This window comes from Mucilaginibacter boryungensis (assembly GCF_015221995.1).
In the GTDB taxonomy this organism is placed as follows: domain Bacteria; phylum Bacteroidota; class Bacteroidia; order Sphingobacteriales; family Sphingobacteriaceae; genus Mucilaginibacter; species Mucilaginibacter boryungensis.
This window is the reverse complement of record NZ_JADFFM010000001.1, coordinates 1,354,429-1,377,123: the sequence shown is the minus strand read 5'-3', so window position 1 is coordinate 1,377,123 and position 22,695 is coordinate 1,354,429. Positions and strand designations below refer to the sequence as shown.

Annotated in this window: 21 protein-coding genes and 1 tRNA gene; 3 read left to right on the top strand and 19 right to left on the bottom strand. The window is 34.9% G+C overall.

Features of this window, described 5'->3' with window-relative positions:
- Positions 1 to 2: 2 nt before the first annotated feature.
- The 19 genes from IRJ18_RS05705 to kdsA form a co-directional block, all read right to left on the bottom strand.
- Complete coding sequence (locus tag IRJ18_RS05705; RefSeq protein ID WP_194105232.1) at positions 3 to 1,058, bottom strand: ketoacyl-ACP synthase III; 1,056 nt, start codon at positions 1,056 to 1,058, stop codon at positions 3 to 5.
- A 7-nt stretch (positions 1,059 to 1,065) separates the two neighbouring features.
- Positions 1,066 to 1,296: an acyl carrier protein gene (locus tag IRJ18_RS05700; RefSeq protein WP_194105231.1), complete on the bottom strand. Its 231-nt coding sequence runs from the start codon at positions 1,294 to 1,296 to the stop codon at positions 1,066 to 1,068.
- Between the two features lie 6 nt (positions 1,297 to 1,302).
- A complete protein-coding gene (locus IRJ18_RS05695; RefSeq protein ID WP_194105230.1) occupies positions 1,303 to 1,953 on the bottom strand; it encodes an acetyltransferase in 651 nt (216 codons plus the stop codon).
- Positions 1,954 to 1,992: 39 nt separating this feature from the next.
- The gene (locus tag IRJ18_RS05690; protein ID WP_194105229.1) at positions 1,993 to 2,598 is read right to left on the bottom strand and encodes a sugar transferase; all 606 of its coding nucleotides are present in this window, start codon (positions 2,596 to 2,598) and stop codon (positions 1,993 to 1,995) included.
- On the bottom strand, positions 2,598 to 3,803 hold the full coding sequence (locus IRJ18_RS05685; RefSeq protein WP_194105228.1) for a glycosyltransferase family 4 protein: 1,206 nt from the start codon (positions 3,801 to 3,803) through the stop codon (positions 2,598 to 2,600). Before IRJ18_RS05685 ends, IRJ18_RS05690 begins: the two co-directional genes overlap by 1 nt.
- Positions 3,803 to 4,948, bottom strand: coding sequence for a non-hydrolyzing UDP-N-acetylglucosamine 2-epimerase (wecB, locus tag IRJ18_RS05680; protein ID WP_228072574.1), 1,146 nt, complete (start codon positions 4,946 to 4,948; stop codon positions 3,803 to 3,805). Before wecB ends, IRJ18_RS05685 begins: the two co-directional genes overlap by 1 nt.
- Before the next feature lie 14 nt (positions 4,949 to 4,962).
- On the bottom strand, positions 4,963 to 6,081 hold the full coding sequence (locus IRJ18_RS05675) for a polysaccharide biosynthesis C-terminal domain-containing protein (protein ID WP_194105227.1): 1,119 nt from the start codon (positions 6,079 to 6,081) through the stop codon (positions 4,963 to 4,965).
- A gap of 258 nt (positions 6,082 to 6,339) precedes the next feature.
- A complete protein-coding gene (locus IRJ18_RS05670) occupies positions 6,340 to 7,368 on the bottom strand; it encodes a polysaccharide biosynthesis protein (protein WP_194105226.1) in 1,029 nt (342 codons plus the stop codon).
- A gap of 73 nt (positions 7,369 to 7,441) precedes the next feature.
- Positions 7,442 to 7,684: an acyl carrier protein gene (locus IRJ18_RS05665; protein WP_194105225.1), complete on the bottom strand. Its 243-nt coding sequence runs from the start codon at positions 7,682 to 7,684 to the stop codon at positions 7,442 to 7,444.
- A 5-nt stretch (positions 7,685 to 7,689) separates the two neighbouring features.
- Entirely contained in the window at positions 7,690 to 8,787 is a 1,098-nt protein-coding gene (locus IRJ18_RS05660) for a hypothetical protein (RefSeq protein WP_194105224.1), read from the bottom strand.
- Positions 8,787 to 9,734 (bottom strand): AAC(3) family N-acetyltransferase, encoded by a 948-nt coding sequence (locus IRJ18_RS05655; RefSeq protein WP_194105223.1) that lies wholly within the window; start codon positions 9,732 to 9,734, stop codon positions 8,787 to 8,789. The genes IRJ18_RS05660 and IRJ18_RS05655 overlap by 1 nt, the downstream gene beginning before the upstream one ends.
- A 15-nt stretch (positions 9,735 to 9,749) precedes the next feature.
- Positions 9,750 to 10,562: a glycosyltransferase family 2 protein gene (locus IRJ18_RS05650; RefSeq protein ID WP_194105222.1), complete on the bottom strand. Its 813-nt coding sequence runs from the start codon at positions 10,560 to 10,562 to the stop codon at positions 9,750 to 9,752.
- A gap of 10 nt (positions 10,563 to 10,572) precedes the next feature.
- A complete protein-coding gene (locus IRJ18_RS05645; RefSeq protein WP_194105221.1) occupies positions 10,573 to 11,844 on the bottom strand; it encodes an O-antigen polymerase in 1,272 nt (423 codons plus the stop codon).
- Between the two features lie 2 nt (positions 11,845 to 11,846).
- A complete protein-coding gene (locus tag IRJ18_RS05640) occupies positions 11,847 to 13,322 on the bottom strand; it encodes an oligosaccharide flippase family protein (protein WP_194105220.1) in 1,476 nt (491 codons plus the stop codon).
- 56 nt (positions 13,323 to 13,378) lie between these two features.
- Positions 13,379 to 14,446: a GumC domain-containing protein gene (locus IRJ18_RS05635; RefSeq protein ID WP_194105219.1), complete on the bottom strand. Its 1,068-nt coding sequence runs from the start codon at positions 14,444 to 14,446 to the stop codon at positions 13,379 to 13,381.
- 22 nt (positions 14,447 to 14,468) lie between these two features.
- Positions 14,469 to 16,955 carry an SLBB domain-containing protein gene (locus IRJ18_RS05630; RefSeq protein WP_194105218.1) on the bottom strand — a complete coding sequence of 829 codons (2,487 nt, stop codon included), beginning with the start codon at positions 16,953 to 16,955 and terminating at the stop codon, positions 14,469 to 14,471.
- A 96-nt stretch (positions 16,956 to 17,051) separates the two neighbouring features.
- Entirely contained in the window at positions 17,052 to 18,386 is a 1,335-nt protein-coding gene (locus tag IRJ18_RS05625; RefSeq protein ID WP_194105217.1) for a nucleotide sugar dehydrogenase, read from the bottom strand.
- An 82-nt stretch (positions 18,387 to 18,468) separates the two neighbouring features.
- A complete protein-coding gene (locus tag IRJ18_RS05620; protein ID WP_194105216.1) occupies positions 18,469 to 19,407 on the bottom strand; it encodes a KpsF/GutQ family sugar-phosphate isomerase in 939 nt (312 codons plus the stop codon).
- Between the two features lie 18 nt (positions 19,408 to 19,425).
- Positions 19,426 to 20,187: a 3-deoxy-8-phosphooctulonate synthase gene (kdsA, locus tag IRJ18_RS05615; protein WP_317174085.1), complete on the bottom strand. Its 762-nt coding sequence runs from the start codon at positions 20,185 to 20,187 to the stop codon at positions 19,426 to 19,428.
- Positions 20,188 to 20,352: 165 nt separating this feature from the next.
- Between kdsA and hscB the strand changes: the two genes are divergently transcribed.
- The 3 genes from hscB to IRJ18_RS05600 all read left to right on the top strand — a co-directional run bounded on the left by hscB (position 20,353) and on the right by IRJ18_RS05600 (position 22,647).
- Complete coding sequence (hscB, locus tag IRJ18_RS05610; RefSeq protein WP_194105214.1) at positions 20,353 to 20,877, top strand: Fe-S protein assembly co-chaperone HscB; 525 nt, start codon at positions 20,353 to 20,355, stop codon at positions 20,875 to 20,877.
- 23 nt (positions 20,878 to 20,900) lie between these two features.
- Positions 20,901 to 20,980, top strand: a tRNA-Leu gene (locus tag IRJ18_RS05605).
- Positions 20,981 to 21,144: 164 nt separating this feature from the next.
- Entirely contained in the window at positions 21,145 to 22,647 is a 1,503-nt protein-coding gene (locus tag IRJ18_RS05600) for an alpha-L-fucosidase (RefSeq protein WP_194105213.1), read from the top strand.
- Positions 22,648 to 22,695: the final 48 nt, after the last annotated feature.

The window sequence follows — 22,695 nt, the reverse complement described above, 5'->3', positions numbered from 1 at the left end:
TATTATAGTTCTATTAAAGGTGAACAAACCAGCGAATCTACCTCTAAATACATAGCGCCCCAAGATAATCCAACACCAAAACCACACAGTATCAATTTGGCAGATTGCGCATTAAGATTTTCAGATAATTGTGTACTAATAGTTAAAGGAATTGTTGCACAACTTGTATTGCCAAACTTTTCAAGACAATATGGTACTTGCGCATCCGTTAATGCTAGTTTTTTTTTTATTTTGTCATTCATCATCTTGTTCGCTTGATGAAAAATAAAATAGTCAACATCTTTTGTTTCTATATTTAAATTACCAAGCAATTCTTTAACCACATGTGGCGCTTTGCTAATTCCGAAGGAAAACACATCCATTCCATCTAACATTAATTGATTCGCGCTTCTTTGTATCCCCTCACTAATATTTTTTGTTTTAATAGATTCTTCAGTTATTGTGTTTCTGTAAGCCCCGTCTTTTACTATTATACTTTCGGAACCGCTTCCATCTGAGTAAAGGTTGGCACTTATTGGTTTAGCGTTTTTATCATATGATAAAGCTGTCGCTGAACCAGCATCTCCAAACAATGGATAAGTGCTTTTATCAAGCGGAGAACATATTTTAGTAATTGTATCACCAACTAATAATAATGCTCGCATTATTGATCCGGATGATACCAATGCACATAAAGTTGTTAGTCCATAAACATATCCTGAGCATCCGAGTGATATATCTAGGGTTAAACAGGTTTTATTTAAATTTAATTTGTCTTGGAGTATCGGAGCAGTAGATGGTAAAATGTAATCAGGTGTTTGTGTTACAAATATTAATGCATCGATTGAAGACTTTTCCCAATTTAAATCCTTAATCAATTGTTCAGCAGCGGCTAAGCACAAATCACTTGTACAAATATCTGTATTAGCAAGTCTTCTTTCCCAAATGCCTGTCGTTATTGATAATTTTTCAGCTTCAGTTTTAGTCAAACATTGGCAATCCTCAACCTTCTGTTTACTTTTAGGGACACTCGATGCGATTCCGTCTAATTTAACATTTTGAAAAGTTAAAAATGCCATAATATGTCTAAACTTTTGATTTTACAATTTCAAATAAGTCAACTATAGAGGTTGCGTTCTTTATATCATTTCCAGATAATTTCACATCGTATTCTTCATCTACCATTGCGATAATTGATAATGCTGTAAGTGAACTCCATTCTTCTAAATCTTTATAATTTGTATCGCTCGTTATTAATTCAGGCTCTGTTTCGTCAAACTGAAGTGCAAAATTTTTAACAAAAATTGTTATATCCATATTATTTTAAGTATTAAAATTAAATTTTTGAGCAGGATTGCCAATATATAAACTATCGTTTGCAATATTCCTTGTTACAATGCAGCCGGGACCAAAGGTATTTTTATTGCCGATTTTTTTTGCAGGAATTATACCAGAATTAAAGCCAAAAGTATTAGAGTCGCCAATTTTAACATTCCCGGAAATTTGAATATTAGGATGAAAAATATTAAATGAGCCTATTTGGACATGATGCCCAATTGATACCCTAGTATTAAATATATTAAAATCTCCTATATTAACGTCGAAACTAACCAATCCTAACATTCCAATCACATTCCCCTTACCCATAGTAACCGAATCTTTATTTAAATATGAAACAGATGGATGTATAATATTGGGGAAACTGATTTTCGGATTATCAATTTTTTGGTAAATATTTTGTATTGCAATAGTATTTCCTATCGCAATAATAATTTCCAATTTGTAAGCAACTGCATTCAAAAAATGAATATTACCTGCAACTTTCCCATATTTTACTACCGTGCCTTGGGGCAACGAATCATCAATAAAACCGATAAAATCCCATTCTTTTCCTTGTTGCTTAAGTATATCAGTAACATTTAAAAACACCTCCTGTCCTAAAGCACCAGCGCCGTATATACCGTATTTTGTCATCTAATTTATTTACTTTAAGGCCTACCGCAAATATACATTTTAATTATTGCCGTTAAATGCATCCATGGTAACATTATCCCCTGCATTTACATCTCCTGATTTAAGAACTTTCAAAAAAGTATAAAATATAATTTTCAAATCTAACCAAAAGGACATGTTCTCAACATACCAAACATCTAAATCAAATTTTTGTTGCCAGCTTATTGTGTTTCTTCCGTTTATTTGTGCCCACCCTGTTATCCCTGGTTTAACATTGTGCCTCCTTAATTGAAATTCATTATATAATGATATATATTGAGGCAACAACGGGCGAGGACCAACTAAACTCATATCACCTTTTATCACATTTATTAATTGTAGCAATTCATCTAACGATAACTTTCTGACCAATTTTCCCACCGGAGTTAAGCGTTCAGCATCCGATAAAAGGTTCCCTTTACCGTCCCTTTTATCATTCATTGTTTTAAACTTTATTATTTTAAATATCTTCGTGTTTAGTCCCGGTCTGGCTTGTAAAAAAAACACATTCCCTTTATTGCCAATAAGTAAGCAAATTGCCGTACAAATCAATATTGGAAATAATATGACTATACCTACTATGGCTAAAGTAAGATCTGTCACTCTTTTAAAAAAACATTTATACATTATAACATATGCTTCATAATAGTTTGATAGGACTGTTGTACCAAATAGTTCTTCATCATAAAATTATTCCCATTATTGCCCATTTCTTGTCGCCATGCTATATTTTCACAATACTCTGCAATTAATTTATTAAATCCAGATAAATCTCCATTTAAACACCATGTTCCAAAATTATTTTTGACTATAGTATCACCAATATCTGTACTACTATCAGTTGCTGCAATAACGGGTAAGTGGCATTCGAGATATGATAAAAGGCGTGATGGAAAATTAGGTATAGTGAACCTTTTATCCAAAAAAATAAGCCCTACATCGCATGATAATAACAATTGATCATAATTCGCCTTAGGTAAGTTTTTCAGCAAAAGTATATTTTTGCTTTTTAGCTTGTCTATACTTAGTTTTAGCCTTAAATATTCAGTACCATCCCCAACAATTAAAAAAAAGGTGCCTGGCTTATTATTATTATGTATCAATATATCAATTAAAAAATCAATTCCTTGCGGTTTACCTAAATTACCGCCATATGCAAAAACTGTATCATTTAAGGGTATATTATATTGGGTTCTAATAGCAATACGTTCGACATTGGAAATAGTTTTTAAAAATGGCTCAATACTATTAGGATTAACTTCTGCCTTTTTTCCAACCTCTGTTTTATTATGTGAAGTTATATAGTCAACATTAGCAGGCGACATACATCCAATATAATCAGAGACACTGTATAGTCGTTTTTCTTTATTTTTAAAGTACCTATGTATGATCCCATTTTCTTTTATCATACCTAAATCAACTGCATTTTGAGGAAATATATCTTTGAGTAATAGATACGTAGTCGCCCTGTATTTGTATTTAATATATCTAATAACTTTTGTAAAAGTTATTGGTGGTGTCGAATATATAACCAAATCAAATTTCACATTATCATAGTATTTTTTAATGGATTCTAAAAATTGTGATTCTAATAATAATGTACCTATTCCCTTTTCAATCAGGCTTGTTTTTTGTATATTAAGAGTTTTAATACTCAGAATATGAACTCCATCTACTTTTGTTAAATTTGTGTTTTGTTTGTATTTCCTTTCTGTTGGGCAAGCGATATATACCTGATGCCCTTCATTTCGAAATTCACGCATTAAGTCTGTGTATATTCCTCTTTCTGAAATACCTGTTATCCGTGTAATAGTTAAAAATATAATGTTCATTAATTACCTGTTTCACTCCATACCGTTCGTTTTACATAATCGGTATAACTTATAATGATGCGCACTACTTTTTCTGAAACGTTAGGCATAGAGTAATCAGCCACCCTTCTAAAGTTCCTGTCTTTACCTATTTGTTGGTATTTAAGTTGTTTTAAAGCTTGCAAAATGCGCTCAGTATTTAACCCCACCATCATAACCGAAGCCTCTTCCATAGCTTCCGGCCGCTCATGCGCATCTCTTATATTTAAAGCTCGAAAATTTAAAGTTGATGATTCTTCAGATATAGTGCCACTATCTGAAAGTACCGCAAATGATCCCATTTGTAATGCATTGTAATCTATAAAGCCCATCGGTTTTAAAAACTGGATTTCAGGCTTCATGATTAATTGCTTGCTCTCAATCATTTTTCGCGTGCGCGGATGTGTACTTACGATTATAGGATACTTATATTTTTCGGCTACAATGTTAAGGCTTTCCATTAAATTTTGAAATTTTTTCTCATCATTAATATTTTCCTCTCGATGGGCCGATACTACAAAAAATTGATTTTCTGTTAAATTGAGCTTATTTAAAATATCTGAAGATTCAATACTTGGTAAATAATGATTTAAAACCTCAAACATAGGTGAACCTGTTTTTATAATTCGGTCTGCTGGTAATCCTTCGCGTAATAAATATTCTCTTGCAATATCACTATATGTTAAATTAATGTCTGAGATATGATCGACTATTTTTCTATTAGTTTCTTCAGGGACACGCTGATCAAAACAGCGATTACCCGCCTCCATATGAAATATTGGGATATGTCGTTTTTTGGCAGGAATAGCACAAAGGCAACTGTTAGTGTCTCCAAGTACTAAAAAAGCGTCGGGGTTTACTTTTTCTAGCAATGGGTCAATATTAATTAATATTTGACCGATAGTTTCAGTTGCTGTTTGCCCTGCTGCATTCAAAAAATAATCAGGCTTAGGCAGGTTCATGTCGTCAAAAAATATTTGATTAAGTTCATAATCATAGTTCTGACCTGTATGCACTAAAATATGATCGATAGCATCAGATTGGTCTAATGCAATTAATACTCTTGATAATCGTATAATTTCTGGCCGTGTACCAACAACCGTCATTACTTTCATTTTTTTTATCATGTTGGTAATATTATTTAAACCGTTTCAAAATAAGTATCTGGATCTTCAGGATTAAAAAATTCGTTTATCCAAAAAATAGTATATAAATCTTCCCGTCCTACATTTTTTATATTATGGGTATACCATATTGGCATATCGACATATGCAGGCTCATCACCGGAAAGATGGAAATTGATTGTAGTGTTTGAACCAATTTTTCTTAATTGAATCAATGCGTTACCTTTAATTACAGCAAACCGCTCTATTTTTCGTGTATGAAAATGATTACCGCGAGTTACGCCAGCAAAGGTTGTAGAAAATGAGATCTGCCCACCAGTGTTCAACCTTATAATTTCAACAAATGCCCCCCTATCATCTGCGTGTGAAGTTAATTTAATAGGGTAATATTTATCTAGATCAATATAACTTCGAAACGTATTAAATAAATTAATCTCAAATTTCGTTCTTAATAGTGGTACAATGCCCAAATCCATGTATTGGCTTTTATACCCTTGCAAAAGGTTTAATATTTCTGAAACTTTATATTCATCATGGTGAGGTATTGTTATTAAATTAGTTTTAGGTACATTTTTAATTATTTCAATTATTTCTGATACCAAATTTCCAACATATATAAGCTTTATACTACTGTTATTATTAATTTGAGGTTGTTCGGCGTTTACAATTTTATGGCAAAAGGTTGCTATAAATGAATTATAATTCGGAGCACCAAAAGGTCCGAATACATTAGGAATTATCATTGCTGTAAAATTAGCCTCTGCTTTCTGAGCCCAGTCGAATAAGAGTTCTCTTCCATCCTTTTTACTTTTACCGTATAAATTATCGCCTTCTTCTTGAGAAGATGAGGAAAAGAGTACATGTGCTTTACTATTTGTTGCGCTTAATGCATCAATTAATTTTTTAACTAAATTGATATTATTATGATATATTGTACTAGGATCAGGATGTCTGTTCATGGCAGCTAAATGCACAATAACATCACATTTGGCAACAAATTCTTTTAACTTAATTTCATCTTTAAAAAAATCCCGACGGAATTCAACTCTTTCATACTCGTCTTTGAATAAGCCAAGTGTATTATATAAGTGTTGTCCAATAAACCCATTTTGTCCTGTAATACCTATTTTAATCATTATATATATTTGTTACATGAACCTACTTATTTACCAATAATAATAAGTCTTATTAAATTGGCACCTCATGAAATTGAAAAGTTGAGCAGTTGATTTATATTATTAGTTGATTTGCTTTTCTTCAAATATTTTACTAAATCAACCTGGAGATATTCGAATTATTAGTGTAATTAGTAATGTACTCATTTTGGAGCTTTGCCAGTCCGGGTTAATCCTAGAGCGGAGTATTTAAATTTATTATCCATATTACGAGGGATATTAAATAGCTTCACTATCACCTAAGACTTCTTTCCTCACTATTGGTAATTTTGATAAAAGTAATTTAATACCCTCAACGCCTAATCGTGCTGTGTTATGTGAATGATAATCTTCGATCATTGAAATATCTAGTTCACCTTGGGAAAAAAATTGATTATAGTTTAAATCCCTGTTATCTGCAGGTATCCTATAAAAATCGCCCATATCTTCAGCTTTTTTCATCTCTTCTCTTGTACACAAAGTTTCATATAATTTTTCGCCATGTCTGGTACCTATTATTTTAACTTTGCTGTTTGCTTTACATAGCTCCTTCAATGCTGTAGCTAAATCGGCAATAGTGCCAGCAGGTGCTTTATTTACAAATAAATCTCCTTGGTTACCGTGTTCAAATGCAAATAAAACTAATTCTACAGCCTCTTCTAATGACATTAAAAATCTAGTCATATTAGGATCTGTTATTGTTATTGGATTACCTTCCTTTATTTGTTTTAAGAATAATGGTATTACAGACCCACGCGACCCCATTACATTACCATAACGTGTTAAGCAAATTACGGTAGCATTATCAGTAATATTCCTGGATGCTGCTATAGCCACTTTTTCCATTAAAGCCTTTGAAATCCCCATAGCATTTATAGGATATGCTGCTTTGTCTGTACTTAAACATATAACTTTTTTTACCTTATGGGCGATAGAAGCATCAATAACATTCTGCGTACCAAAAACATTAGTTTTAGTAGCTTCCAATGGAAAAAATTCACAAGAAGGTACTTGCTTAAGTGCTGCTGCATGAAATACATAATCTACTCCACGTATTGCCTTTTCAATACTTGAATAATCGCGCACATCACCAATGTAGAATTTCAATTTTTCATTCTTCAATTGATTGCGCATATCATCTTGTTTTTTTTCATCACGGCTAAATATCCGTATTTCGCTAAAATGGTTGGTGTTCAAAAAACGGGTTAATACTGCATTGCCAAAAGATCCGGTGCCGCCGGTTATTAACAGGGTTTTGTTGTTAAGCATATTAATTTATTAAAAAATATTATATATTGTGATAAAGCCAAAGGATTCCACCATTTATATTGACAACTAAATGCTAGGTGTTATTAAGCTCGATACTTATATAGTCAAAAATTTCTTGTGGAGTTTTTAATTTTTTGAAATCGTCCGGCCCAATTATGATTTGATAATCATCGTTTATAAATGCAATTATTGAAAATCGTGTTAACGAGTCCCATGTATCCAAACTTTCAAATTCAGTATCAAATGTTAAACTATCGGCATCACCCTCTTCGAATTGCTCCTTTAGTCCATTCAAAAAAAAGTCTTTATTAATCATAATATTTAATTTATTGTAAACACTTCAGTATCAAAATCATTATTTTTTAAGCCTATATTAAAAGATATCAAAGAACTAGAATTGTTATCTCCCGTTGGAAAAGCTATTACACCGAACTGAAAAATAAGAAATGGAAAAAAATCTTTTTCATTTGTTTTAAGTGTTTTAAATCCTTTTAAGATATTTCCCCCTACAATATGCACTTTATTATCTTTTACACCAGGCCCTGGTTCACGATCTAAAAACATCTTCAAACGACCTTTAGATAAACTGTTTCCTTCCACTGATGTTGAAATAAATATATCATCTTTAACCCTACAACCATATATCGCTGGTCCATTAATCTCACAAATTAATTCTGAAACCCACCCCTTGTCTGTGTTTTTAAGTAAACGAATAGAATTGGTTTCAAATTGGCTATCAGTAGCATAAATAAGCCCCTCCTTTTGTGGATATGCAACACAAGCACGGTATATTTGTTTGCCAACTAAAATTGGTTTAACAACTTTAAAATTATCTTGAGCCATCCATATACCCGCCCCATTTTCAAAATCGCCAGTTAATATCCATACGCAGTTAGTATAGTTGTCTGGAATAATTGCATGAACATGATCTACTGTTTCTTTGGGAAATGTGTAAACAATATTCCAGTTTGATTGACTTGATCTTGAATAGATATGAACGGGGCTTTTATTAGGGTTAAAAAAATACTCGCCGAAACAAGTAGCGTTTGTAAAGCCTTTTATATCTTTAATATTAGCAATATTTAGTGGCCTATTCCCTCGTTTAATATCTAAGGTCTCAAAAAATGAACCATCAATTATATTAAGCTCATAAATTTTTTTGTTGAAAACTATCAGTACTTTATCATCGCCTATTGGTATAGCGTACCGTACTCCAAGTCTGAAAATTCTTGCTAAAATTCGAAACCTTGTAATTGTTGCGATATATATATTAATTGGCAACGTAGTTAACTTACGTTTAGAATTTCTTTCAATATTATATATATATATAATATTACTTTTAGAAATAAGTAACTCATTATTAGCTATAAAGCATAATGGAATTGTATTGCTCAGTTTTAATCGGAAAGATATTTGCATTATTTTATGAATTTTTTAATGCCAAAATAAGGATATCCTGTTTCATTCTTCGAGTTCAAATACTCAATAAGCACTTTTGAGTCAACCGCTTCAATTAATACACCATCAACTGTTAAACTTTTTAAAATACCTTCATTTAATAGGTCCTTACATAATGTTCGTTCGGCAAAATATCTAGATCCCCATATTGGTCTCCTTTCTTTCACTGTTGTAAGAATTTCTGTACCATCTACATCTATTATTTTAAATTTTCTTTTTCGGTACCAATTTGGTATTGGCCATTTATCACCCATCATATCTTCAGCAACATGAATAATTGTTAAGCTATGTGTTAAATCAATTCCTATGCCCACTACTATCGCATCATTATCCACACAATATTTCCATGCCGAATTTATTCCACAACTTGTACCCAAATCAGTAAGATTATCTTTAACCATTTCTTTTGCTTGCTTTCCTATGGCCACTACTGGATTTATTGGGAATTTACTAATTAATGCATCTTTATGCCTTAACATAAAGAAAGGTAAGGTACCAGTCCAAACTCTAGATTTTTTTACATTGTAAGTTACAACCTCATCACCATAATCCTTATCCAAATCATTTAGATGTTTAACTTCTTCAGGAAACCTTCTCGCTGAATTCATAACCAAAGTACCGTTATCTCCTATAAGTGATATTAATTTATCAATTACTTGTAATGGAGATAATCCTGTGCCTTCTAAAACTTCATAAGATGAGTGTAAAACCAAAATCCTACCTTCAGAAACTCCTAAAGTTTTTAGTGCTGTACTTATTTTTTCAAAGTCAGTTAATTGGCTCACTTGAACTTTGTTTTTATTAAACTTCGCTAAAAACTTAACATTATTTTTATAAAGTTTACGTACAAACAATTCTATTTTGGGGGATAGTGATAAAATTGAATTTTTAACTCCCTTATTAGCCATTATAACAAAGTTTAGTTATTGAACATGTTTTAAATATTTTAAATAATATTTATATGACTGTTTAGAGTATTTATACATTTTTTTGACTCCAACTTTTCCTATAGAGGTATGGTCATGATGCGTAACTAACAAATCATGACAGTATAATGTTGTTCCATTCACACTTAATACCTGGTTTGCTAAAATACCTTCTTCGCCCATTAAAAATACGGGGGCATCTAATTCCTTAAAATAATTAAAAAAAAAACTTGTAAGTATGTAGCATGCTCCATAACCCATAAGTATCGTTTGGGTTTGGTTATACCCTACCCTATCTTCAGAAACTAACCTGGGTTTTATTCTGTTATATAGTAACTGCAGGAACGATGCAATGTAATAATTCATAAAATAAACTCTTCTGTATATCTTTTGTATTGCTGAAAACTTATTTACAATATGCGGGTTTTGGTGTACACCATCAATTCTGATAATATTAGGAGCTAAAACTAATGTGCTATCTTCAATATTTAATTGCTCTAAATTTTTCAAAATATTAACATCAAATGTCAAATCATTATTGCTAACAAATATAAAATCAAATTCCTTAGGCCTTATAGCCTGTATGCCCAAGTTTAATCCTTTAAAATATCCCACATTAGTTTGGCTTTTAATTAAAATCATTTGTGAGTGATTCAATTCCTCAAGTGCCTGAACGTCATGTTTTTCTGATGCATTATCCACCACTATAATAATAACTTCATAGCTCCCTTTTATATTTAAAACACTTTTTACATATTCTTGAGTTATTTTTGAATTGTTATAATTAACACAAATAAAGGCGACTTTCATTAAGACAATATTATTTTATTATTTTGGGAACAATTGGTGAAAATTTAATTTTAGCTATAAAAATTATTAAAGGGCTTAAGAAACAGCTTAAAATAAATGAATTAAATTGAGTTAGTGGGGCTATAAAACTGAACATCATATATGTATATAAGGTGATACAATATGAAATACTAATCAATGATCCTTTTAGGCTATTTGTAAAGAAGTAATTGGATACAAGCCCCAATAATAATGCCCATATCATTAAACCAACTACCCCAAAATCTTCCATTAATGGCCTAAAAATACTATATATATTTCCAGTTAAACTTGGGGATACCTTTAAATATTGATTATAAACCCCTGGTTCAGATCTAGCAATTCCCAAAATATCATACAATGAACTGAATGTATAACGCCCATACGTTAAATTCTCAGAGTATGGCCTTATTGTATTTAAATATGCAGCAAAACCAGCTACACCCCCAAAAGCATATACACTAAAAGAGGCAGATGTATCTTCAATTTTTGAATTATTTACTTCAAAATTTTGCTGCCTAAACGATTCTACCAAAACAAACACGGTTATCAAAATCGGTACAATTATTAAAATTGGCTTAAATAATTTCAATTCAATGTTTTTTGACTTTTTAGTAAATAATCTAAATATTTTACCAGCGAACAATTGAAATATCAATATTACTAACCCCGCCCTTGCAGCTTGACTAAATGACATTATTACCACGCTCAGGAATGGGATAATTTGGATCCAGTTAAATCCAAACTTCGTATAATATGTCATTGATAAATTAATTGCCGTATAGCTAAGTAAACCCAATATCAATGAAATAACAGGTATACTTATGCTTCCAGCATATAATGATTCACGAATAAGTGAACCAGCGATTAAGAATTGTGCAAAAGATCCAAAAAAATCAATAAATGCTTTTAAATAAATTATTGAGCCTATTAATGACATCAAGCTTATTAATATTGTGTATTTTTTTAGCCTTTTTTTATAATCATCGCTTGTGTAATAAGTGTAGCTTACAGTGGGTACCCACTCTTTTCTTAATATCCCATAGGCTATTAACTCGCCGATAAACAAACAGCACACAAAAACTGAAATGTAAAATGCGGCTTCAAAACTAAAATAAAAATCAGGTGCCATTATTCTCATTAATAGTAAAATAATAATCCATATCCCACAAAAAACACCTGTAGGTGATAAATAGCTAGTTGCAAACATCTTTCGCATTTGCGAAACAATAACCAATAAGCCTATTAAAAGCAGATAACTCATCTTTATATATTATCGGTATTACTAAGTGGCCTCTTTTTAAAAAGGGGAGCGAATAACAATTTAATATCTTGAGAACGGCTTAAAAAAATCAAGCACATTATACATGTATATACAAATTCATACAAGTTTGTATAATGATTTTTTAATGTTTTGCGTAACAATAAATCTATTGTAAATATAACTGTTACACACAGTAACACAGATGCTATGAATTTGATTTTAAGTTTTGGCTTTAAAATGCTCTTTGAATAATAATATACTGCTATTAAATAAGTAACCTGGCAAACAAGATTAACAATAACTGCACCTGTTACGCCATATAATGGTAATATCACAAAATTTAAAACAAAGCTTAATATAGCTACACAAATTGATATTTTGCTCATTAAAAGTGTTTTGCCTGTAACTTCAAGTGCTTTGTGAATATACATTGAAATTGTCCCGATAAATATAGATAATAGAACTAAACACATTAAGGTTGTATTCAGCAAATATTTAACAGATACTATTGTAGTCATAATCCATTTACCCGATAATATTGTAAGCACAAACGATACGAAAAAAAAAAGGATCAATATCCTTATATTTTGTTCTATTAGCTGTTCTATCTTATATTTCTCGTCGCCATTTTTCCACATGGTTATAATAATGGGATGCGATGCTAATAATAACGGCATAGTTAAAAAGCCCGACAAACCAACGGCCAAATCTCTAAACGATGCGTAATTACCTACATATTGAACCACATTAAAATATTTAAATAATACCCTGTCACCAACGGTATAAAATTGTGAAGCAAAGAACCATACGCATATAGGCAGTCCATATAAAAGTATCTTTTTTGCTAACTCTGCACTAAATTTTTCCTTTATGTTATTAAAAGTAAGCATCTTGATAATTTTCGTGCAAAACAAAACATATATAGTAGCTATAAAATAGCTAAAAAAAAGCATAAACAGAATCAGCCATAATTGTTGCGGGAAAAACACAAAGCATATTCCAACACTTAATATTTGTATAATACTTTGTATAACGGTAGATGTAATCTGAACTGTAATAGCACGTTCGGCTTGTAAAAAACTATACAATAAATTTATGAAAATCTGAAAAAACATAAGTAATAGCGCACTTATTATTATCTCTATGCTTATTTTACCAAAAAAACATATTATTATAAAACCTATCGAGGCAACAAGAAACAATATTATTTGAAGACCAATAATATTAATTTTCAAATCGTCCTCATTTTTTTTATTATAAAAATCTGGATAAAAGTAGATAATAGAACTATTGATCCACCCCCCCGATAATTGCATAAATAGTAATACGCTTGCTATAACAAAAGAATATGTAGCGTATAATGCCGTAGATAAACTACGTGTTAAAAAATAAATTGTGAGAAGTCCAGATACTGCCGGAAATATTTTTACAGGGAGGTATTTAAGCGTGTCAGATTTAAGTGCACTTTGATTACTCATGTTGCCAAATTTGCAGGTTTAAACGATGCATATAATATATCGTCGAAATTAAACCACTACTTTATTTTTTTAATAAAAAGTATCACAGAAATAATAAATCCTGCAATGAATGCACCTTTAATTCCTGAATATAACTTACTAACTTTTATTCTTTCTAATGGTAATATGGGTTTATCAATTACTTGAATTAAAGGTGTTTCTTGCAGTAAGGACATTTTAGCTATAGCTAAATTTTTAACCAGCTCAGTTAATATTACAGTGTTAAATTGAATATCAACAGATTTGCGTTGTGAGGGTACGCGTAATGTTTGAAATAATGGATTAGGGTTAGGGTTAGCATCTGTTGATGAAGCCACGCCTAGAATTGCTGCATTTAATAACGTGCGAACAGAATCTACCTGATACTGCAATATACTGACATTTTTGGCAGATTTTGTCGTCTTGGTTTGTATATAAAAATCAGACACTACTTTTTCCAATACTTCTGCAAAATATTTAGAAAAAAGCTCGTTAGTTGAAGTAACCTTAATAGAAACTATACTTAACTTCTTATCTAGTTTATCTACTGATAAATTGTTTTTTATAATATTTCTGTGAAAAACACCTATAATACTATCTTGTTTTAACGTAAATTTATCCAGATCTGCACCTGGTGAAAACTTGATACTTTCTAAGCCCGGCTTTCCTATCCAATTATCTCTAAATTTATTAAAATTTATATATAAATCGATCAATGTCTCCTTTTTACCATCTACATATACAGGAGATAGTAACGTTTTTTCTATTATAAGTCGGGATTTCATTAGCTCTAATAAATTATCGCCGCTAAATTCACCTCCCGCCCCGCCGCCACCTAAATCTATACCAAATTGACTGGCTAAACTCAAAGCACCACTAAATCCTCCTACTGATTTGTCATCCTGTAAAGCAAAACTTAACTGAGCTATAAAAATAGGCTTCTTAACATATCCATAGATGAATCCGCCCGCCCCTCCTATAAAGCTTGCAATTAAAATAATAAACCATTTACTTAAAAGATATCTCCAAGCATTTTTTATTTTCGATAAAACTTCGATATATGATAGTCCATTTTCGTGATTTAGAGGTTGATAATTTTCATTCATAATAGCGAAAAAACTTAAATTGCTAGTTACTTTTATGTAAGCTTAATATACCTAATATTATCGCACCTAATGATGCAATACCTGTGCTTATACCCACAAGCTCCGTCGCTCCAAGCCCTTTCTTTTCAGGCTTTACTGGCACATATATTTCACTACCCGCCTTTACCGCTGGGTGGCTATTGAAAAACAAAAACTTGCGTGTGCCTTTAACCGTTCCATTAGGGTATACAACGTAAGCACCCCTCTTTAATGCCTTTGGCGAAAATCCCCCCGCATTTGATACGTAACTGGAAAATGTTTTCCCTTTTTCAAAAACCACGGCACTCGGGTATAGTACTTCACCATTAACACGTACAATTTGTTGTTGCTTTGGTATCCTAATATTGTCGCCGTCTTCTAATATCAAATCAATATTACTGCCGGGTTGCTCTAATATCTTTTTAAGATCAATACCAACATAATCGTTACGCAGTTGCGCATCGCTATTTGTTTTGTTAACTGTGGTATCATTATAGCCTTTTTGCAAACGGTTTAAACGTATGGTACGTTCTTTTTCTATTCCGGTGGTATCAACTTTATTTTTGTCTACTCCAAGTATGGCTATGTTACTACGTTTTAGTGTACCCCCGTCCACATCTGCCGACGCGGTTAAGCCACCTGCTCGGGTTATTATATCTGATATTTTTTCGTTCTTTGTTTTTATAGTGTAATTTCCAGGATAAAGCACCTCTCCTTCCACTTTAACAGTTTTTTGAGGTTCGTACCCCGGTAATGTATATATAGATACAATATCATAAGGTTTCAATACAAATGATGCGCCGCCTGTTTTTAAGTTGGCATCAACATTTTGAGTGAACACCTGCGCTACAGCACTATTTGATGCCAACGGATTACTGTTGTTTACCCGGCGTGCCACTTCAATACGTTTTGGGCTGGCCCCCTCAGCAAATCCACCTGCCTTAATGATCAAATCCTGGATAGTCATTTTATCAGCATACGCAAATTGGCCGGGCCTTCTCACTTCACCTTTTATATCTACAGTATATTTATCTCTCAAATCAAACATCGATGATATTTCAACGATATCCTCGCGCTGTAACACAATATCCGGCACAGTTTTATTAACTATTCCTAATACATCAAAAGAAAGTTGCTCGGTGGTATTGTCCGGTTTTAAACGTGTGATACTTCCCCTGCCAGTAAAGGCATCTTCTTTTAAACCTGCGGCATTTTTTATTAATTGTGATAATGTTAAGCCATTTTGTAATTCGTATTCGCCCGGTCTAAAAACAGCGCCATTTATGGTAACACGGTTTTCAAACCTATTTAAAATATGCTCAACAATATATTTATCGCCACGCAACGGAACATAGTTTTTATAATCGCTTTCAACCACATCGCTAATACGATACTGCTGACCACTTATTTGTATTACTTTAATCCTATCAGTATAAGCTTGATCGGTAAAGCCGCCGGCATATTTTATAATATCCTGCAAAGTTTCGCCAGGCAGTGTTTCAAATAATGCCGGGATTTTTACTTCACCAGCCAGTTCTATCCGTGTGCGATAGGTAGGCACCCTAATAATATCTTGATCTTTTAACATGATATTATCTTTTTGATCTCCTTTAGTTAAAAAGTCATACAAATCCAGGTGCCTGAATATTTTACCATTTCTGATGATATCTATTTGGCGGAATGTACCATTATCACTTGGTCCGCCCGCTTTATTCAAAGCGCCAAAAACTGTAGATAATGACGGCAATATGTAGGTATTGGGCCTAAGCACTTCACCAACAACAACAACACTAATACTTTTTATGTTACCTAAATTAACATCAACGCTGGTGCCCCGGCCAATAGCATAATTATTGGCCGCCAGTTTGCTTTTAATATTCGCCGTGGCTTGTTCAACAGTTTTGCCGGCTACATTTAATGGGCCCACGCCGGGTATATTAATATTTCCTTCTGGTGAAACCTTAAGACGCCAACTGGCTAACGAATTACCATAAACATCAATATTTAATTGATCTGTTGGGCCCAGTATATAATTTACTGGTGTTGCAATATTTAAATTAGGAGTCGCGCCAATATTGGAATTTCTAAAAAGGTCGGCGCCAAATATTTTAGGCCTTAAATTTTTAAATATATCAGTGTTTTGCTTATTTGAACTTAGGGTATCGGGGGTGTAATTTAATCCGCGGGGCTGATTCTGTGAGGTATCTGCATAAAATGTACCACTGCCCTGAGTTTTTCGGATAGCACTTATACGTTGCTGTAAGTGCGCAGCCTGATCAGCAGACAAACCCCTTGCTTGTGCTTGCTGTACTATTTGTGCATCAGAAAGCCCTTGGGCCTGTGCTTGTTGAAGCAATTGTTTGATCTGTGCGTCAGAATACTGATCAACATTAGTCCCGGCAGGAATAGTTTGTGCTACTACGGCAATTGAATAGCCGCCAAAGTAAATCGTAAATGTTAATACTATTAATAAAATTCTATGATATTTCATATATAAAATGCTACAGCCATGTTTTACAAAAACATAATTGCTCTCAAATTTGGTGCAATAATAAGTAAATAAATTTTCACACAATCACAAAAACAGCTATAATCGCTCGTCAACTAATGCTGAATTTAATATCCCTTTTAAATCATATACAACTGCCCCGGTTTTTTTCTTCAAACGCTCATAATTTAAATCAAAAAACTCTTGGTGCCCTACAGCTATTATAATTGCATCATAATTTCCCTTTAACGCATCAAAATCTTTAATCGTACTTACCTGGTATTCATTATACACTTCATCCGGATCAGCCCAGGAGTCATATATTTCACACTTGGTATTATATTCGTGCAAAGTGTTCACAATATCTATTACCCTGGTATTCCTTACATCAGGGCAATTCTCTTTAAACGTAAAACCCAATATTAAAATATCTGCATTTTTTACAGCAATATCCTTTTTTATCATTAATTTAATTACCTGTTGTGCCACATAAGTCCCCATGCTATCGTTAAGCCTGCGCCCGGCTAATATAATCTCGGGATGATAACCTACTTCCTGTGCTTTTTGCGCCAGATAATATGGGTCGACCCCAGTGCAATGCCCGCCTACTAAGCCTGGTTTAAACTTCAAAAAATTCCATTTGGTACCTGCTGCTTCCAAAACGGCCTGGGTATCAATATTCATAATATTGAATATTTTGGCTAATTCATTTACAAAGGCAATATTAATGTCGCGCTGTGCATTTTCTATTACTTTACAAGCCTCTGCAACTTTAATACTGGGTGCTTTGTGTGTGCCGGCAAGTACTATCAGGCGGTAAAGATCATCAATAAAATTAGCAACTTCCGGCGTAGAACCCGACGTTACCTTCAAAATATTGGTTAGCGTATGCACCTTATCGCCTGGGTTTATACGTTCGGGTGAATACCCCACAAAAAAATCATGATTAAATGTTAGTCCCGATATCCTTTCCAAAATTGGCACACACACCTCCTCTGTAACACCGGGATATACAGTAGATTCATAAATTACTACATCGCCCTTTTTTAGTACACCTGCTACCATTTCACTGGCATTTTTAAGCAGATTTAGATCTGGGCGGTTATGTTGATCGGTTGGAGTTGGTACGGCAATAATATATACATTACAAAAAGTTATTTCTGTCATTATCGATGTAAATGATAATCCCTTATGGTTATCTTTTACACTTATTACATCCAGCAAGCTTTCAGCATCTATTTCAAGCGTACGGTCGTACCCCTGTTTTAATTCATCAAGACGGGCTTGTTTAATGTCAAACCCAATAACTTTTACTTTTTTAGCAAATTCAACTGCCAAAGGTAACCCTATGTAGCCTAAGCCAATTACAGCGATGTTAATATTTGTAGGTAATGAAAACACATTATATGATGAGGTAGCTGTAAGGGCAGACATTAGGTTTTAATTAACAGGGACAAATATATGTTATTAAATTTTAAGCACGCAGGTTAAACACCAAACAACTATAGTTGTTTTATCAGATTGTATAAATTTGATACACTCCGCTCACAGATCGTTTTTCTGGCGTACCTACCAAAATAGTTGTTATTTTTTTCTCCATCATAATATGTTCGGCCTGGTTAATATATTCGGCCGCATCAACTATAATCGGGTTGGCAGTCATTATCTCAGTAATTTGGATACTGGCTATATCATTATTTTTTAAAAGCGCACGGCGCAGGTCGCCATCAGTAACAATCCCTTTCAGATAGCTGGGCGTACCAACTATTACTAAACCTAGCTTTCCTTCACTCATACGTAACAACAATTCGGTAAATGGGGCATCCTCATCAATAAATGGTAAATTGTCAGTACGCATCATATCCTTAACCTTCACCAGCAATTTACGGCCCAGGCTGCCGCCGGGATGGAAGCGGGCAAAATCTTCGTGCTGAAACTGCCTGGCTTCCATTAATGCTACTGCAATAGCATCGCCCATAACTAATGCTGCGGTTGTAGATGATGTAGGTGCCAATTTAAGCGGGCAGGCCTCGTGCAGTACATTAATATTTAAATGATATTCACTGTTTTTTGCCAGGGTTGATGCCGGGTTCCCTGTAATGCTCATAATTATATTTTCGTTCCATTTTAAAAATGGAATAATCTGCAGCACCTCATCCGTTTCACCTGAGTAAGACAGCAATAATACCGGTACCTGCCTTCCCACCATACCCAAATCGCCATGAAAAGCTTCGCCTGGGTGCAAAAAGTAACTTGGTGTGCCGGTACTGGTAAGGGTGGCTGCTATTTTTTGCCCTATAATGCCTGATTTCCCTACACCGGCTATAATCAGTTTGCCCTTTGCATTTAATATGGTATTTACTATACCGGTAAAATCGGCATCGCTAATAGCAGCAGCTACATACTGTAATGATGCTATCTCGGTATCAAATACTCTTTTGGCAATCTCTTTCATATGGTACGCGCAGTAAAATTAACCCAATAATGGTACAATTACCTTTTCAATATCCTGCAATCTGACCATATTAGGGCCATCGCTCAGCGCGTTATCCGGATCAGGATGTACCTCCATAAAATAACCACTGGCACCAAATGCTTTAGCCGCCAGGGCCATCATAGGTACAAAAGTGCGGTCACCGCCGGTTTTGCCGCCCGCAGCACCAGGGCGCTGAACCGAATGGGTGCAATCCATACAAACAGGATACCCAAAGGCTTTCATATCATATATATTCCTGAAATCAACCGCCAGGTTATTATAACCATACATGTTGCCACGCTCGGTTAATATTATTTGGTTATTGCCAACCTCAACTACTTTTTGCGCCGGATAAAACATATCCTGCCCGGATAGGAACTGGGCTTTCTTTACATTGACGATCTTTCCGGTTTGCGCCGCTGCTACAAGCAGGTCTGTTTGCCGGCATAAAAAAGCCGGTATTTGTAAAATATCAACTACCTGTGCAGCAATTGCGGCCTGGCCCGGTTCATGTATATCGGTAGTGGTTGGTAAGTTGAACTTTTCTTTTACCAATTGTAGCATTTCCATGCCCTTTTCAATACCCGGGCCGCGGTACGAGTGGATAGATGTGCGGTTAGCTTTATCAAACGATGATTTGAAGATAACCGGCACCTGGTACTTCTGCCCTATTTCGGCTACTTTTTCACCAACGGTGAACAGCAGGTCCTGGTTTTCCATTACACAAGGGCCTAATATAAAAAACGGCTTCTGCCGCATTTGGTCAAACAACATATAGTAGCATTTGGTGCAAAGATGGGGATTTTTTTTCAGTCAGGAAGTGCGCAAGGCCCGGAGCCAGAAAGTAACCAGCGGATAAGATACATACTTTCAGCTTGGCGGGCTTTCTGACTTACCGACTTCTTTCCTTAACTTTGCCTGACTATGAACTATTTTGAGTTTTACAATATACCGGAATCATTTAACCCCGACCTGGCTTTGCTGAAGAAGCAGTTCTATCGCCTGAGCAAGGAATATCACCCCGATTTTTATGCTACCGAAAGTGATGAACGCCAACAAGAGATACTGGAACTATCTACCCTGAACAATAAAGCTTATTATACCCTGAACGACCCGGCTAAACGCTTGGAATACATATTGCGCACACACAACCTGATCTCGGAAGGTGCTAAACCCCAACTACCCGCCGACTTTTTAATGGAGATGATGGATATTAACGAGCGCTTAATGGAAGTTGAAAATGCGGAACAACTGGGCGATATAACTGCCGAAGCATTGGCCGTTGAGAACGACCTGCAAAGCGCCCTTGATGTATTAACCGCTGATTATGAAACGCTAAGCGATACCGCAAAAGAAGACAGGCTGAACAAGATTGCAGATATTTATTACAGATTGAAATATTTGTTGCGGATTAAAGAGAGTTTAGATACATTTGCAACCCGATTCTGAACAAAAGACTTGTTCTACGGAATGCCCAGCTGGCGGAATTGGTAGACGCGCTGGTCTCAAACACCTGTGGGAAACCGTGCCGGTTCGACTCCGGCGCTGGGTACCGAGAGTAAAATTTAAAGCCTTAACATGCTGATTGTTAAGGCTTTACTCTTTTAAAAACACCTTTGAACCACTATAAAATCGACAACCAATTATATAGGGCTTTGTCGAAACCCGGCTGGAAATGATCAACGTCTCAATGAAATATAGCTATCAAAAAATATAATGAAAAAAGAAGTATTACTTATTGCTGTAGCAGCTTTTATTTTGGTACTCCAGGCCCGTTCGCAAACCAGTGGTAGATTTCAACCATACGATGAATCACTAAAGCAGTATGCATACCCGGAATGGTTTCGCGATGCCAAATTTGGTATATGGTCTCACTGGGGTCCCCAGGCGGTACCGCGCCAGGGCGATTGGTATGCCAAAAATATGTACATGCAGGGCAGCGGCCAAAACAAATACCATATCGCCAATTACGGTCCACCTTCCAAGTTCGGATATAAGGATATCATCCCCCTATGGAAAGCGGAAAAATGGGATCCTGAAAAACTCATGGCGCTTTACAAAAAAGCTGGGGCGAAATATTTCGTCAGTATGGGATCCCATCACGACAATTTCTTTTTGTGGCACTCAAAGGTGCATCAATGGAATTCTGTGAACATGGGACCACACAAGGATGTCGTAGGCCTGTGGCAAAAAGCGGCCAAAAAAGAAGGCCTTAAGTTCGGTGTTTCGGAACATTTAGCGGCGAGTTTTAACTGGTTCCAGCCCAGCCACGGGGCGGATAAGACCGGCCCCTACGCGGGAATTCCTTATGACGGCACAGATCCCAAATATGCCGACCTTTATCATCAGCCCAACCCCGATTCTTCGGATATAAAAAAATGGATCACCGGTAATTCCGCGTGGCAGCAGGAATGGTTGATCGATGTCAATGAACTTATCGATCTTTACCATCCTGATCTGCTTTATTCTGACAGTCCGCTGCCATTTGGCGACGTTGGTCGTACGATGGTCGCGCATTTTTATAACGATAACATCCGGCACAATAGCGGTAAATTGACCGGCGTGTACACGCCAAAACAGCCTTCGGAGGGTAAATGGGCGCAAGATGTGGAGCGAGGCGTGTTGGATTCGATCAGCCCGTTTCCGTGGCAAACCGATACTTCAATAGGCGACTGGTTTTACAAAACCGGACAGAAATATAAGAGTGCTGATGATATCGCTCAATTATTGATAGACATTATCAGTAAAAATGGCAACCTGCTCATCAACGTAGTGCAAACCCCTGAGGGCGATCTGGAACCAGATGTATTGACTATTGTAAATAAAATAGGTGACTGGACCACGGCGAACGGGGAGGGAATTTATGCTACACGACCCTGGAAAATTTATGGAGAAGGGCCTTCTACGGTAAAAACGAATCAAACCAAGGGAAGGTTTGGCGGCTTAAGCGATACCCGTGCTTATCAAGCAACCGATATCCGTTTTACAACCAAGGATGGTAATCTGTACGCGTTCTGCATGAATACGCCTGCAGGCGAGGTCCGGATCACTTCACTTGGCAGAAATTCAAAGTACCTGGATAAGCCCATCGCATCGGTTACGCTGCTGGGCAGTAAGGAAAAGTTAAAATGGGTACAGGAAGGCGATGCTTTGGTCATCTCAAAGCCCGAAAGTTCTCCGGGATGGAAGGTTTCCGGTTATAAAATTGCATTTAAATAAGTGGACAGCGATCCTGTGAACCACACGTAAATTAAATGCCGTAAGTTA